Here is a 13,820-nt window from a genome sequence, read left to right on the forward strand (position 1 = left end):
CAGCAAGTGCTTTTTTCTCTATTTAAAGACATAGATATTGATTAGAATAAATTGGTAATCACTTCGTTTTATCATATTACTTGTTATTTTACCTAAGGATAAATATAAATATTTTCTAAATATTCTTTTAAAACCCAGCTAATCAAATTTGTGATAAACTTAAGTAAACTTTTCCCGAAAAACGAGGTGGAAAAATGAAGGAATTTAGAAGAACCAAATTTGAACGGTTTGCCGACACCATCACCCTGGTATCCGATATTTTACTCTACATCCCACGATTGATCATCAAACTAATTAACTGACATAAGTTACTTATCTCTAAAAAAGGACGCCTACGATCTCATTCCGCAGGCGTCTTTCCTGTTCATACATGTTGTATTAAATATCGTAGTAGAGCGAGTATTCGTGCGGATGTACCCGGATGGATACTGCTTTGGCTTCGCCGCGCTTCAATTCGATGAAGTTATCGAGGAATTCTTTCGTGAACACGCCGCCTTCAGTCAAGAATTCATAGTCAGCTTGCAGTGCGTCCAGCGCTTCATCCAGTGTGCCTGGTACACTGCGGATTTCTTTTTTCTCAGCATCAGACAGTTCGTAAATGTTCTTGTCGAACGGACCATAACCCAGTGCTATAGGATCGATCTTACGTTTAATACCGTCAAGGCCAGCCATCAGCATAGCGGAGAAGGCCAGATACGGGTTTGCTGTAGAGTCTGGAGTACGGAACTCAATGCGGCAGCCCTTTGGCGTTACAGCTGCAACCGGAATCCGGATCGCTGCCGAACGGTTACCTTTGGAGAATACCAGGTTAACTGGAGCTTCATATCCTGGAACAAGGCGCTTAAAGGAGTTCGTGCTAGGGTTCGTCAGTGCGATCAGGGCTGGAGCATGATATAGAATGCCGCCGATATAATGCATGGCCATCTCACTCAGATTGGCGTAAGCGCCTTTTTCATAAAAGAGAGGTGTGTCTCCATCGAAAATGGACTGGTGAACATGCATTCCGCTGCCATTATCGCCGAAGAGCGGCTTTGGCATAAAGGTAGCTGTTTTACCATATTGACGTGCAGTATTGTGAACAATGTACTTGTAAATCAACAGATTGTCCGCTGTTTTTTTGAGGGTATCAAAACGGAAGTTAATCTCTGCCTGACCTGCCGTCGCTACCTCATGGTGATGACGCTCTACACGAAGACCAGCTTCGTTCAGCAAGCGGCACATTTCACTGCGAATATCTTGCTGTGTGTCAACTGGAGCTACTGGCACGTACCCGCCTTTGACTCCGATCTTGAATCCGAGGTTGCCGCCCTCTTCTTTACGGTTGGTGTTCCATGCCGCTTCTTCTGATTCAACAACATAGCTGGAACTGTTCATCGTGCTTTCATAACGAACATCGTCAAACAAGAAGAATTCAGACTCTGGCGCAAAAAACGCTGCCGTACCTACGCCGCTATCCTGCAAAAATTGCTCTGCCCGTGCTGCAATCCCGCGGGGATCACGCTCATATGCTTCACCATCTGGTGTATAAATATTGCTCATAATGTTAAGTGTAGGATGCGCGGTAAAAGGATCAATGTAGCAAGATTCCGGATCCGGCATCATAACCATATCTGATTCTTCAATTCCCCGGAAGCCTGCAATGGATGAACCGTCAAAGGCTACCCCGTTTACAAACGTTTCTTCATCCACTTCGGATGCCGGCAGGGTAATATGGTGCGCACGTCCCGACAAATCTACAAAGCGAAAATCAACCCACTCAATGTTGTTCTCTTGAATCATCTTCATTACATTTTCAGCCGACATGTCTCTTCCTCCTAATTTCCGAACATTAAACATAGTATCACTAGTGAATGTTCATCATCTTTTGATTTCTTTTCAGTCATTATATTCTGCCATGATTCGTAACGTCAATACTCATGTAAGGTATTTTCGAAATTCGTGTTATATAACCTAACATGATATTCTATATATGCTTACACGCAAATAAAAGACGTCTTTCCTAAGAAAGACGTCTTTATTGAACTGTATGGCCTAAACCCGTTGGAATTCTGCAGCAGGAGCTTTAGTGGTGTTAAAGGTTTTTCCCACGATAGGCGCAAGTTTCTCCAGGTCTTTAAGCAGCTCCGCGAACTGGTCCGGGAAGAGGGATTGAACACCGTCACCCGTCATGGAATTGTCTGGATCGGTATGCATTTCGACGATAAGTCCGTCCGCTCCAGCTGCAACGGAAGCCTTCGACATAGGCTCAACAAGCTCACGTCGGCCTGTTCCGTGACTAGGGTCAGAGATAACCGGCAGATGACTCAGATGCTGCAGGGCAGGGATGGCAGACAAATCAAGTGTATTACGAGTATAAGTCTCGAATGTTCGGATTCCGCGCTCACATAACATTACATTCGGATTACCGCCTGCAAGAATGTATTCTGCTGCATTGAGGAATTCATCATAGGTTGAGCTGAACCCGCGCTTCAGCAGCACTGGCTTGCCACAGGTGCCCAGCTTCCGCAGCAGATCGAAATTTTGCATATTTCGGGTTCCTACTTGCAAAATGTCAGCATATTCTGCGCAGATGTCCACATATTCCGGTGTCATTACTTCTGTAATCGTGAGCAGGCCATGTCTTTCTCCCGCTTCAGCCATCATAATAAGACCTTCCACTCCAATACCTTGAAAGCTGTAAGGTCCCGTACGAGGCTTAAATGCGCCTCCTCGAAGCACCTGACCACCAGCAGCTTTGACCAGCTTAGCAATTTCATCAATCTGCTCTGCAGATTCTACCGCACAAGGTCCGCCCATTACAACCAGATTGCCGCCTCCGATCTTGACACCTTTGATATCAATCACTGTGTCTTCAGGATGGAAATCCCGGCTTGCCAGCTTATAGGATTTAGTAATCTTAACAACATTCTTTACACCCTTCATTTGCCGAAGATGCTCTGAAAGTTTTGGATTCACACTGCCGATGAGACCGATTACTGTGTGGTCAGCTCCTCTAGAGACATGGACTTGAAGTCCTTCTTTCTCGATTTCTCCTACAATTTGACGGAATTGTTCCTCTGGAATTTGATTAGATGTAATGACGATCATATATACAGCCTTCTTTCTAAATTTTTATCTTTTCATTCATCATTTATTTTGATAAATTCGCTTTCGCGCTTGTTAGCTTTTAAGCTTTTACGCAATGAAGCAAATATACTAAAAATATCCCTACTCGTCAAGCCTAAATCACTGACTGACAAATAGGGATCAAATCCAATCAAGTATTTTTTTTTCGCCCCTCAGCTACTTGTCGCCTAACCAATGGAATTATAATTCTCACCGTCGTCCCTATTCCGGGGCGGCTGAACAGGGTTACTCCGTATTGCTGGCCATAATGCAGCTTAATCCGCTGATCGACATTTTTACAACCGTAGCCGGCATTCGTCAAATCCTGGGCGCCAGTCAGATCCTTTATCATTCCAGGTGGAAAACCGACACCGTTATCAATAATTTTAAACTCTAGACCCTCATCAGTAACGCGTCCACTGATCCTAATATAAACGTTGTCCCCCATCCAGGCGTGTTCCAACACATTTTCGATGAAAGGCTGTAGAATCAGCTTCACCGTCTCATAGCGTACAAGCTCTGGGGCGATGTCGTACTGTACCTGCATCCGGCTTTCATATTTGATTTTTTGGATATCGATATAAGCCTGAACCTGCTCCAGTTCATTCTTGATAGGGATAACATTCCTGCCCTCATTAAGAGAAAGACGATAAAACTTAGCCAGATCGAGCACCATCCGCTGCAGCTTCTCCAGCTTTCCAAATTTGGCCAGACGGCTGATCGAAGACAGTGTATTATATAAAAAGTGTGGATTTATTTGCGCATGAAGGGACTCCAGCTCTGCCTCTTTTTTCTGCAGGTCGGCCAAATAAACCTCGCGGATCAGTCTACCGATATTACTGCCCATCTCATTGAGAGCCGAAGCAATCTTTGTGAATTCGTCATTGCCTTTAAAATGGATACGCTTATGGAACTCCCCTTCCTGAAAAGAGTCCACAACCTTCACAATTTTTGATACCCTTTTTCCGAAATAACGGGATACGATAACACTTAGGAAGAAGAAAATGACAACACATCCCAAACCAATAAACAACGTCAGATTCCGAACTTTCACGGAGTCCTTTTCAACGATATCTGCGGGTATTATGGCCACGAGTTCCATATCTAACCCTGGCAAGCTATCACGGATAATAAGGTCATCTTCGTTTCTGCTTAGCTCGTTTAATGCCGCAACTTCCAAAACGCCATCTGATCCGGATGATACAATAACATGGCTGCTGGGGTCCGAAATATATATCGTGGTGCCTTCCCCTATTTTTTGAAAATCCACGCCATCAAACAAATCTTTAAGAGATACGCTGATCCGCATAAATCCAATCTCTTCATAGGGATACTTATCTCCGCCAACATCTATAATTCTTCGAAGTAGTGATATATTGCCATATTTGCGGTCTTCTTCAATTTGCCTCCATTGCAGTGTTGTTCCATACACCTCATCTGATGGAAAATTGATATACCACTCTTTATCTACTAACCGTTTGTATTGATAAATATCGTATAACCTTGCTTTGGTATCGAGCGGGTTCACATTCTCATAAAGGTTATATACTTCAGGGATTGTATTATTTTTAAGGTATACAGACAGCCACATACGCCGGTTTGCCGTCTCCACTGCGGTTTGAAATTTCGGTACAAGTACATTTTTTGTTGAGTCGTAGCTGGACCAGCCTTCTTCATAATGGCGGAGCACTCTTGCAAGATGATAATCAAAATAAAGCATGTCCGATATCCGTTTCGTATCCTCCATCTTAAATGCAATATTGTTTTTCATCTGATGAAGAGTCCCTTGAATAATGCTGCGGGTCTGCTCTCTTATAGATTCCGTGTATATCCGGTTGGCAACGTTGCCAATGAGAATAATCGGGATCAAGATGAGAATGCAGTAAGACAGCATTAACTTATACCCGAACGGCATCTGTGATATTTTGTTTTTAGTCCACATGCTGCACACGCCCCTGCTTATCGATCATGAAAGACTTCGTCTGTATTCCAGCGGGGTCATTCCATACGTTTCCTTGAACTGACGACTGAAATAAGGGAGATATTGATATCCCGTTTGAGATGCGATTTCATAAATTTTGAGATTCGTATTTCGCAGCAAATCCCTGGCTTTCTCCATGCGCATCGTAATCACATAATCACTAAAGTTATGACCCGTCTCTTCTTTAAAGAGAAGCCCTAAATAATTGGGCGAAAAAGAAAATCGGTTTGCTATATCCCGAAGGGTAATGCTCTCATGAAGCCGTCCCCTTACATCCTCGATAATTTCTTGAATCAAACGTCCATTTTTGGAGTGCTTCCGATTGTGCAGCTGCTCCGATATTTCAAAAACGAGTCGCTTTAACCATGAAAAAATATCATCAATCGTCTCAAACTGAAGTAAAACATCAAGGTTCTTGAATTCCATGCCTGATATTTTAAATAAGTCCTCATTAATGGTATGCAGATGCTCGTCGAGCTTTAGGATGATATACATCGCGAAATTGCGAATCGTAAATTTAGAGCGTAAGCTAGATGCCAGCAGCAGCAGTTCATCCAGCTCGTCATAGATACGTACAAGCTCATAATTTGTCATCGCGCTGAGCAATGAATCCAGCCGGATATATAAATTTTCAGCATCCTTTATATCTTCGGAAGGAACATCCCCATAAGGTATCCACTTTCCTTTTCCATGGAACATCTTATAATCCAATGCAGTTACAGCCTGACTATAAGACGGATGCAGGTCCTGCAGCCCGTTTACGGGGTTGCTTACCCCAACGGTTACGGTAAATGGAAATTCCTCTTTCAATTGATCCAGAATCTTGCTTGCGATAGTCTTATCATTTCTTTCATCAAGAAGTATGGCAGTCCGATGATCTGTTACTTTGCATACATGATGAATATCTTGTTCAGTAAGAAGTGTATGCAATCGTGTAAAAAAATGATCTGCCATGTTTCGTTTGTCGGTCTCATCTAAATGATTAAGCTGCCAAGATACATCGTCGATCTCCAGCAATGCTACACACACAGGCCATGCCATCTCATTCAGTCGGTACTCTTTATTAAGGACGTCCAGAGGAACAACCTCATAAGGTTTTTCCAACAGCTGAAGAAGATACTGATTCTTGACTATGGGCACCATCTGCTGATAAGCAAGTTCAGTTATTTGATGTTCCTTGCTTTTATCCAACTCGCGGCGAACTTTATTCAGCGCATCAATCAGTTCTTTGTCATCCATCGGTTTTAGAACATAACTACAAGCATTCAATGCTATGGCTTGCTTAACGTAACCGAAGTCTTGGTAACCGCTTACAAATATAATACGTATTTCTTCCTGCGTTTCAAGCGCTTTTTGAGCTAGCTCCAGCCCCGTCATGTTCGGCATCCGTATATCCGTTACTAATATGTCTATCTCTTGTTTCTCTAGAACTTCACAGGCTGCAAACCCGTTATTCACACTATCTACAACAGACATTCCCAGAGACTCCCAAGGTATGAAGCTCCTCATTCCTTCCAAATCCAAAATCTCATCGTCAGCTAATAATACTTTATACATGAGTTTATTCACCCCTCGCAAAAAACCCTAAGGGTATACTGCAAATGCAGTATACCCAGTAGGTGATAGGGAATCAATAATTAATTCCCTTCCATTTTTTTGAGATTTTCTTGCCATCTCTGTGTTTTGAATTCTAGCAATTTTGCGTAGCCAGCAGTCTGTGCATCTGCTTCTGCTTTATCCAGGACGGAAGTGACTTCCGCATCATCTTTAGCATAAAGGGCTTTAGCTCTTGCCTCTAGGTAAATATCTTCGACACGCTGACGGATAATTCCTTCTTCACTATCCGGCATTGGATCCAAATTGATGAACTCCGTAGCATTTGATTGTGTTTTCCATGTAATTTCATGCTGCCAACGTGTAGACCAGTTACGTTTCTCTTCAGGCAAAGTGCTTTCGAATTTAGCTTTTGCTTGGTCAACATAAATCGTGTTACCAGTCCACTGAATATTGGTTGTGGTCGCTTGCAATTTAGCCAAACCTTCTGCATCGGTTGTATATTGTTCTGTGAACTTTGGTGTTAAGCCATCATCTTCAAGGCCTTGCCAATATTTTCCTTCAGGTCCCCACATCTGGATACGTTGTCCTTCAGGACTTGTATACCAGTCGAGGAAAGCAAAGAGAGCTTCCGGATCTTTCGCTGATTTTGTAATTACGCTTACGTTCCATCCGAGCTGAGTATACGTACCCGGGAAGATTTTGTTTTTATCTAGTCCCTCTTTGTGAATCGGCCAGATCATAAAGTAACCTGCTTCAGGGTCGTTAGCTGTCAGCAAAGGATGAGCGTTCATCGCATTTTCCGTAGGACTTGCAGAAGCATATACAGCCACTCTGCCCGTATTCATCTTTTCTTTTACCTGGTCCGCGGTTTGTGTCATCGCATCTTGGGACATCAATTTCTCACGGAACAATTTAGCAGAATACTGCATAGATTCCCGGAATATCGGATCCGTAAAGATGGAAGTCAGTTTATCACCTTGAGGTACGCCGCGAATACCAATCCAGCGACTTTGCGCATTTTCAGCAAAAGCGGTGTACAATATGTCCAGTCCTTGTCCGTCTTTCGCTAAATGTGGGTCAAACGGAACTACATTGGGATACTTTTCTTTAACCATTACTAGGTACTTGTATAAATCATCTGTTGTCTCCAATTTTGGAGAGCCCAGTTCTGTATAGATTTTTTTGTTAACAACATAACCGGCATTACCGTACGGCTGGCTTGAATACCAGTTCGGGAACTGATACAGTTTGCCGTCTTCCGAACGAAGCATATTAATCCCGGCTTCTCCGAGCCATTCTTTCAGATTCGGATATTTATCAAGATACTCATCGTAAGGAACCAGCAAGCCGGCCTGGCGAAGCTTCTCTACATCCGAGCCGCGGTCCATCCAAATAATATCAGGCAATGAATTCGATGCGATCATCGTATTGAATTTTTGGGCTGCGTTACCACCGGATTGAATCGGTGTTACGTTAACTTTCATATTTTCCTTGATGTACTTTGAGGCATCGTCTCCACCCCATGGAGGCATCGTATACCAATCATAATGACCATATAAAGTAAAATCCAAGGGGTCTTGGCCTACAACGTATTTGCTTTCTGTTGTTGGAGTTTCTGTCTTCTCAGGTTCTTTAGCCCCTTCGCTTGCTGTTTTTCCCCCAGTACCTCCAGCACATCCGGTAAGTATCATTGCTCCCGCCAACAAAGCCGTCATTGTTGACGTCAGTGCTCTTTTTCTTAACCTCATCTCTCTTTTTCCCCTTTCGCCATGCCCATGGTTTTATGTTAAAGCTTTAGCTTTTAACATCGATTATGAAGCAACTCTACTCTTTTAATGAACCTACCAATACACCTTTAACAAAATATTTTTGAACAAAAGGATATACCATAATGATAGGCAATGTGGCAATCATCATCGTAGCCATCGACAGTGACTTAGATGTGACACTCTGCATTTTTTGAAGTTGGCCCTGTGCCGCTGAATCCAGGTTACCAATCTGATCCGATACGATATTCGTATTAAGGATTTGTTTTAGCATGGTTTGTATCGGCAACAGATTTTCATTATTGATGTAAATACTCGGATAGAACCAATCATTCCAATGGTTAACTGCTGTAAATAAGGACAAAGTAGCGATGACTGGACCTGAAAGCGGAAGCACGATCCGGAAGAACGTTCCCCAGTTGCCGCATCCGTCGATTTTGGCTGACTCCTCCAAGCCACCGGGAAGTCCTTGAAAAAAGGTTTTAAATATAATCATGTTCCAGACGCTAACCAGTGACGGTATGATAAACACCCAGAAGGTATCCATTAATCCCAGGCTGCGGATCAACAAGAAACTCGGAATCAATCCACCACTGAAGTACATCGTGATGATGCACAAGATCATGTAATATTTACGGCCGATCAACTCTTTTTTAGTCATGCCATAAGCTAAGATCGCAGTCGTAATGATTGATGCAATTGTACCTACAACGGTCCGCATCACGGAAATATAAAAGCCGTTCAGCAAGCGTTCATCGTTAAATACAATTTTGTAATTCTCCAATGTAAATTCCCTGGGCCAGAAGGTAATGCCGCCAAGCGCTGTATCGGCACCTTTGTTAAATGAGATAACCGCAGCATTCCAGAACGGATAAAATGTTGAGAATGCAAGCAACGCCAGAATGACATATATCATGATGACCATTAGACGGTCTCCAAAACTTAGACGTACCAAGATAATTCGCTCCTTTCAACTAGAGGCCTAAATACTACCATAGACTGTTTCCTGATTTACGTGCAACGAAGTTCGCTATGGTCAACAGCCCGACGCTGATTACGGCTTTGAACAGTCCGACTGCGGTAGCGTATGAGAAACGGGAATTCTGAATACCGACTCGATAAACGTATGTATCAATAACATCAGATACCTCACGGAGAACCGGATTCACACCAAGGAGCAAAATGTCTTCGAAACCAGCAGTAAGCAAGTTACCGATCGCAAGAATCATAAAGATGATAACAACCGGCATAATCGTCGGAAGTGTAATCGTAAAAATCTGACGTAACTTACTTGCACCGTCCATATCAGCCGCTTCATACATAGACGGATCAACACCCGCAATGGCAGCCAGATATACAATCGAAGCAAATCCGATTTCCTTCCAAACCCCTGTCGTCACCAGAATGCCCCAGAAGTATTCAGGAATAGATAGAAAACTTACCGGATCTTCGATAAGATTGAGCTTTTGCAGCAGTATATTGATACTTCCGTTATCTGTGGACAGGAGAGACATTACAAAACCTGCCACAATAACCCATGATAGAAAATGCGGAAGATAGCTGACAGTTTGAACAATTCGTTTAAATGCCATATGCCGGATCTCATTCAGCATCAAAGCGAGTAAGATCGGAGCTGGAAACCCGATAAAGAATTTCAAAAGACTGATGGCAATGGTGTTTCTCATGACATTAAAAAATTCAGGAGACTCGAAGAACATCCGAAAGTGCTTAAGTCCTACCCATGGACTCTCACCCATACCTCCAAAGAGATTATAGTCTTGAAAAGCCATTAGCACGCCATACATTGGAATATAGCTAAAGATGAAAATGAGCAGCATTGCTGGAAGTACCATCAATTGAATATCCCACTGTTGTATAAACCGGATCAGGATGTTGTTTCGTTTCCGTCTTGGAACATGTTCCCTTTCAACGGATATCTGAGCCATGTCTGTTCCTCCCCCGACTGATTTCTTGTATGCTTTAATTCTAGCGAAATGAAACCGCTCTTACTATTTGCCTATTCAACGAAATATGATACTCATCAATCGAGTTGTGAAGCGTTTTCACTTATTGACCATTAAAGGCACACAAAAAAACCCGAAGCGAAAGTGCCGCAACGGGTTATAAATAACGAATCAGATGATACTAAACAATGGTCAACTGGAGGATGTAGCGTTCTTCGACCTTACTGGTGGAAGCAGCTTGCTCATATTGACGGTTCTTTTAATCTCCCATGTATCGGGCTGATCATATTCATATTGTTCCAAATACGCGATAACTTCCTTGGTAATCGGTGTTGGTGTAGATGCACCAGACGTGACCGCAACCTTATTTATGCCTTCGAGCCACTCACGCTTCAGTTCCGTGATATCACCGATTCGGTGTGCCGTTACTCCTGCAATCTCCTCGGATACCTGGGCAAGCCGATTCGAGTTGTTGCTGCGCGGGTCGCCCACGACGATAACGAGATCAGCCTGACCTGCTTGTTCGGCCACCGCTTCCTGCCGGACCTGTGTCGCGAGACAGATTTCATTATGAATTTCGGCACCTGGGTATTTCTCCAACAGCCGTTTCATAATATGTTTGATGTCCCACTGGCTCATCGTCGTCTGGTTTGTGATGATAATCCGGCCAGAATCCACTTGCAGAGTGTCTATCTCTTCTTCCTTCTCTATTAGATGGACGTGATCCGGGGCAATTCCTACTGCGCCCTCTGGCTCGGGATGACCTTTCTTGCCGATATAAATAATCGAATACCCTTCGGCTGCCTTCTCTCGAATTAAATCATGGGTCTTTGTTACATCCGGACAAGTTGCGTCAAGTGTTGTTAGCCCTCTATCACGGGCCAGCTTGCGCACTTCCGGCGAAACGCCATGAGCCGTAAATATGACGGTGCCTTTGTCGACCTGATTCAATATTTCCATCCGGTTCGGACCGTCCAGTGTTATAATGCCCTCGTCCTCGAAGGACTGCGTAACATGACTGTTATGAACAATCATACCTAATATATATATAGGCCGCGGAAGATCCAAATTATTCGCTGCCTGCCGTGCCAGTACCATCGCGTCTACAACACCGTAACAGTAACCGCGCGGCGAGATTTTGATCACTTCCATGGTCTTCACCTACTTTCTGCTTTACGTCACAATCCCTTTCATTATACTCTATTCCAGCGGAGGAGCAAAGATTGTTGGCAGCCAGACGATGAACGTGCTTCCTTCTCCTCGTCTAGTTACGACTTCTACCGATCCCTCATGCACGTCTATAATCCATTTCGCAATAGACAATCCAAGGCCTGTCCCCTCGGTTACCCCCCTGGATTGATCAGCACGGTAAAACCGTTCAAAAATATACGGAATTTCATCCTTGTCCATCCCGATTCCTGTATCCGAAAAGCGGATGCCTACCTGGCCCTTGTACAGGATTACATCTAGTCTGACCTCACCCTCCGGTGTATATTTAAAGCCATTTTCTATAAAAATGAACAGCATCTGCTGCAAATAGTCGCGGTTACCTTCCACGTAAACCCCATTTAGCACCGAGAAGTCGCCAGCATGCCACTCGGCCTTCCGCGGAAGAAAATTGGCCCGTCGAACCACCTCTTCAATTAATGGCTGCAGAGCTATAGGATCCTTCTCGAAGGTCTGACCCGTATCCGCACGCGCAAGGGAGAGCATATCGGACAAAAGACGGCTCATTCGTTTCGCCTCATCAGAAATATCGCCAACGGCCTCAACGACTATCTGCTTCAACGTCTCCTCATCCATATCCGGGCGCTCGGATGGTGATCCGGACCAGATTTTATGAAGCAAATCTACATTTCCCCGGATGGTCGTAAGAGGTGTCCTCAGCTCATGAGACGCATCCGAGACAAATCTGCGCTGTGCCGCGTAGGCATCGTCCAATTCTTTATAGAAACCTTCCGTTCTTTCTAGCATGCCGTTGAATGTGCCAATAAGCCTTCCAATCTCATCCTGCGGGCCATCGTACTCAATCCTGACACTGAGATCTGTCCCTTTCTGAATCTGGTTGGCGGCATCGGCTACCGTTTGAATCGGTTTCATCGATTTTCGAGCCAAGAAAAGACCTAGGGTCGAAGCAATGATGAGTGTAGCCAAGGAACCTGTGAACAGAATGGATTTCAGCCGGGCGAGCGTTTTTTCAATGCTCCCGGTATAGGCTCCGACCTGAAGCCATCCGTATATCTGGTTATCCTGTGTATAAACAAAGTCTTGATACACAATAAATGGGTACCCTGCGACATTCTTCTTTTTGAAGCCCTGCTCCTTTTTCGCTTTGGAGACCGTAGGAACTTCGAATTCAAGCCCTCTAAGCCTCATGTTATCTGACAACCACGTTCGCTCATTTTGATACGTGTAGGATTGAACGTAAAGGTCCGCCTCCTCCATACGCATCGTGGAAGATCGGTCCGGGGTAAAGCCCATACTGCCGTCTTCATTGATGGTGGGCACAGGGCGGATTTTGTTATACTGCTGCTGAATCCGCGATTTCAATTCATCATAGGTGTATAAATGAACAAAACCATACACGGCCAGACTGAATGCAAGCAGCGTTATAAACAGGATACCGGAGTACCATGCTGTAAGACGCAGCCGAATAGACATGTTACGTATCCCCCCGTAAAATATAGCCCGCTCCGCGGATTGTCTGTATCAATCTTTTACCACCGTGCTCTTCTGTTTTTTGACGAAGCATTGCGATATAAACTTCCAGTACATTCGATTCGCCGCTGTAATCATAGCCCCAGATTTTATCCATAATCAAGTCACGGGACAGCACCCGCTTTGGATTCATCATGAACAAATGAAGGAGCTCAAATTCTTTGGCCGTCAGCTCCAGTCTTTTCCCATCCCGGATTACTTCTCTTGCATCGGCATCCATAGTCAGGTCCTCATACATTATTTTCTGCGTACCTGACTCTTCTCCCGTTTTCCGGCGCAGCAGTGCTCGAACGCGCGCAAGCAGTTCCTCAAGTGCAAACGGCTTGACCAGATAATCATCCGCTCCTGTATCCAGTCCCTTAACCCGGTTTTCGACCTCGTCTTTCGCGGTAAGCATCAATACGGGGATCTTGCTTCCACCTTCTCTAAGCCTGCGAAGCGCCTCAAATCCATCGACCTGAGGCATCATGACGTCCAATATTACAACGTCCGGTTCTTCTTTCAGTACCATTCTCAAGCCTTCAGCACCATTTGAAGCCGTATGGACGTCATACCCTTCAAAGGCAAGGCCGCGCCTTAGCATGGAAATAATCTTCTCATCATCATCTACTATTAAAATTCGGGATCGCATTCGGATATCTCCTCTTATTTGTGTTCTATCGTTTCTCTTACAACCCCATTATATCCATGCCCTAGAGAACAGCACAAGCGGAAGGGACTCTCCCTTCC

10 protein-coding genes are annotated in these 13,820 nt (G+C 44.2%); all 10 read right to left on the bottom strand.

Annotated elements, in window-relative coordinates; all coding sequences use genetic code 11:
* Positions 1-378: 378 nt before the first annotated feature.
* The 10 genes from glnA to MNQ98_RS23490 all read right to left on the bottom strand — a co-directional run bounded on the left by glnA (position 379) and on the right by MNQ98_RS23490 (position 13,722).
* Positions 379-1,803, bottom strand: coding sequence for a type I glutamate--ammonia ligase (gene glnA, locus MNQ98_RS23445; protein WP_241930406.1), 1,425 nt, complete (start codon positions 1,801-1,803; stop codon positions 379-381).
* Positions 1,804-2,031: 228 nt separating this feature from the next.
* The gene (aroF, locus tag MNQ98_RS23450) at positions 2,032-3,087 is read right to left on the bottom strand and encodes a 3-deoxy-7-phosphoheptulonate synthase (protein ID WP_241930407.1); all 1,056 of its coding nucleotides are present in this window, start codon (positions 3,085-3,087) and stop codon (positions 2,032-2,034) included.
* 169 nt (positions 3,088-3,256) lie between these two features.
* The gene (locus MNQ98_RS23455) at positions 3,257-5,047 is read right to left on the bottom strand and encodes a sensor histidine kinase (protein WP_241930408.1); all 1,791 of its coding nucleotides are present in this window, start codon (positions 5,045-5,047) and stop codon (positions 3,257-3,259) included.
* A gap of 24 nt (positions 5,048-5,071) precedes the next feature.
* On the bottom strand, positions 5,072-6,643 hold the full coding sequence (locus MNQ98_RS23460) for a response regulator (RefSeq protein ID WP_241930409.1): 1,572 nt from the start codon (positions 6,641-6,643) through the stop codon (positions 5,072-5,074).
* 80 nt (positions 6,644-6,723) lie between these two features.
* Positions 6,724-8,391, bottom strand: a complete 1,668-nt coding sequence (locus MNQ98_RS23465; protein ID WP_241930410.1) for an extracellular solute-binding protein — start codon at positions 8,389-8,391, stop codon at positions 6,724-6,726.
* Between the two features lie 76 nt (positions 8,392-8,467).
* Positions 8,468-9,364, bottom strand: coding sequence for a carbohydrate ABC transporter permease (locus MNQ98_RS23470; protein ID WP_241930411.1), 897 nt, complete (start codon positions 9,362-9,364; stop codon positions 8,468-8,470).
* A 34-nt stretch (positions 9,365-9,398) separates the two neighbouring features.
* The gene (locus MNQ98_RS23475) at positions 9,399-10,355 is read right to left on the bottom strand and encodes an ABC transporter permease (protein ID WP_241930412.1); all 957 of its coding nucleotides are present in this window, start codon (positions 10,353-10,355) and stop codon (positions 9,399-9,401) included.
* Positions 10,356-10,565: 210 nt separating this feature from the next.
* On the bottom strand, positions 10,566-11,525 hold the full coding sequence (locus MNQ98_RS23480; RefSeq protein WP_241930413.1) for a 4-hydroxy-3-methylbut-2-enyl diphosphate reductase: 960 nt from the start codon (positions 11,523-11,525) through the stop codon (positions 10,566-10,568).
* Between the two features lie 48 nt (positions 11,526-11,573).
* Entirely contained in the window at positions 11,574-13,034 is a 1,461-nt protein-coding gene (locus tag MNQ98_RS23485; RefSeq protein ID WP_241930414.1) for a sensor histidine kinase, read from the bottom strand.
* Between the two features lies 1 nt (position 13,035).
* Entirely contained in the window at positions 13,036-13,722 is a 687-nt protein-coding gene (locus tag MNQ98_RS23490; RefSeq protein ID WP_208918159.1) for a response regulator transcription factor, read from the bottom strand.
* Positions 13,723-13,820 lie beyond the last annotated feature (98 nt).

Source organism: Paenibacillus sp. N3/727 (assembly GCF_022637315.1).
In the GTDB taxonomy this organism is placed as follows: domain Bacteria; phylum Bacillota; class Bacilli; order Paenibacillales; family Paenibacillaceae; genus Paenibacillus_AQ; species Paenibacillus_AQ uliginis.

Bases quoted from the DNA above. Each gene is read 5' to 3' on its own strand.
- MNQ98_RS23455 (WP_241930408.1), bottom strand. From the start codon at position 5,047: ATGTGGACTAAAAACAAAATATCACAGATGCCGTTCGGGTATAAGTTA.
- MNQ98_RS23485 (WP_241930414.1), bottom strand. From the start codon at position 13,034: ATGTCTATTCGGCTGCGTCTTACAGCATGGTACTCCGGTATCCTGTTT.
- MNQ98_RS23460 (WP_241930409.1), bottom strand. From the start codon at position 6,643: ATGTATAAAGTATTATTAGCTGACGATGAGATTTTGGATTTGGAAGGA.
- MNQ98_RS23480 (WP_241930413.1), bottom strand. From the start codon at position 11,525: ATGGAAGTGATCAAAATCTCGCCGCGCGGTTACTGTTACGGTGTTGTA.
- glnA (WP_241930406.1), bottom strand. From the start codon at position 1,803: ATGTCGGCTGAAAATGTAATGAAGATGATTCAAGAGAACAACATTGAG.
- MNQ98_RS23475 (WP_241930412.1), bottom strand. From the start codon at position 10,355: ATGGCTCAGATATCCGTTGAAAGGGAACATGTTCCAAGACGGAAACGA.
- MNQ98_RS23490 (WP_208918159.1), bottom strand. From the start codon at position 13,722: ATGCGATCCCGAATTTTAATAGTAGATGATGATGAGAAGATTATTTCC.
- aroF (WP_241930407.1), bottom strand. From the start codon at position 3,087: ATGATCGTCATTACATCTAATCAAATTCCAGAGGAACAATTCCGTCAA.
- MNQ98_RS23465 (WP_241930410.1), bottom strand. From the start codon at position 8,391: ATGAGGTTAAGAAAAAGAGCACTGACGTCAACAATGACGGCTTTGTTG.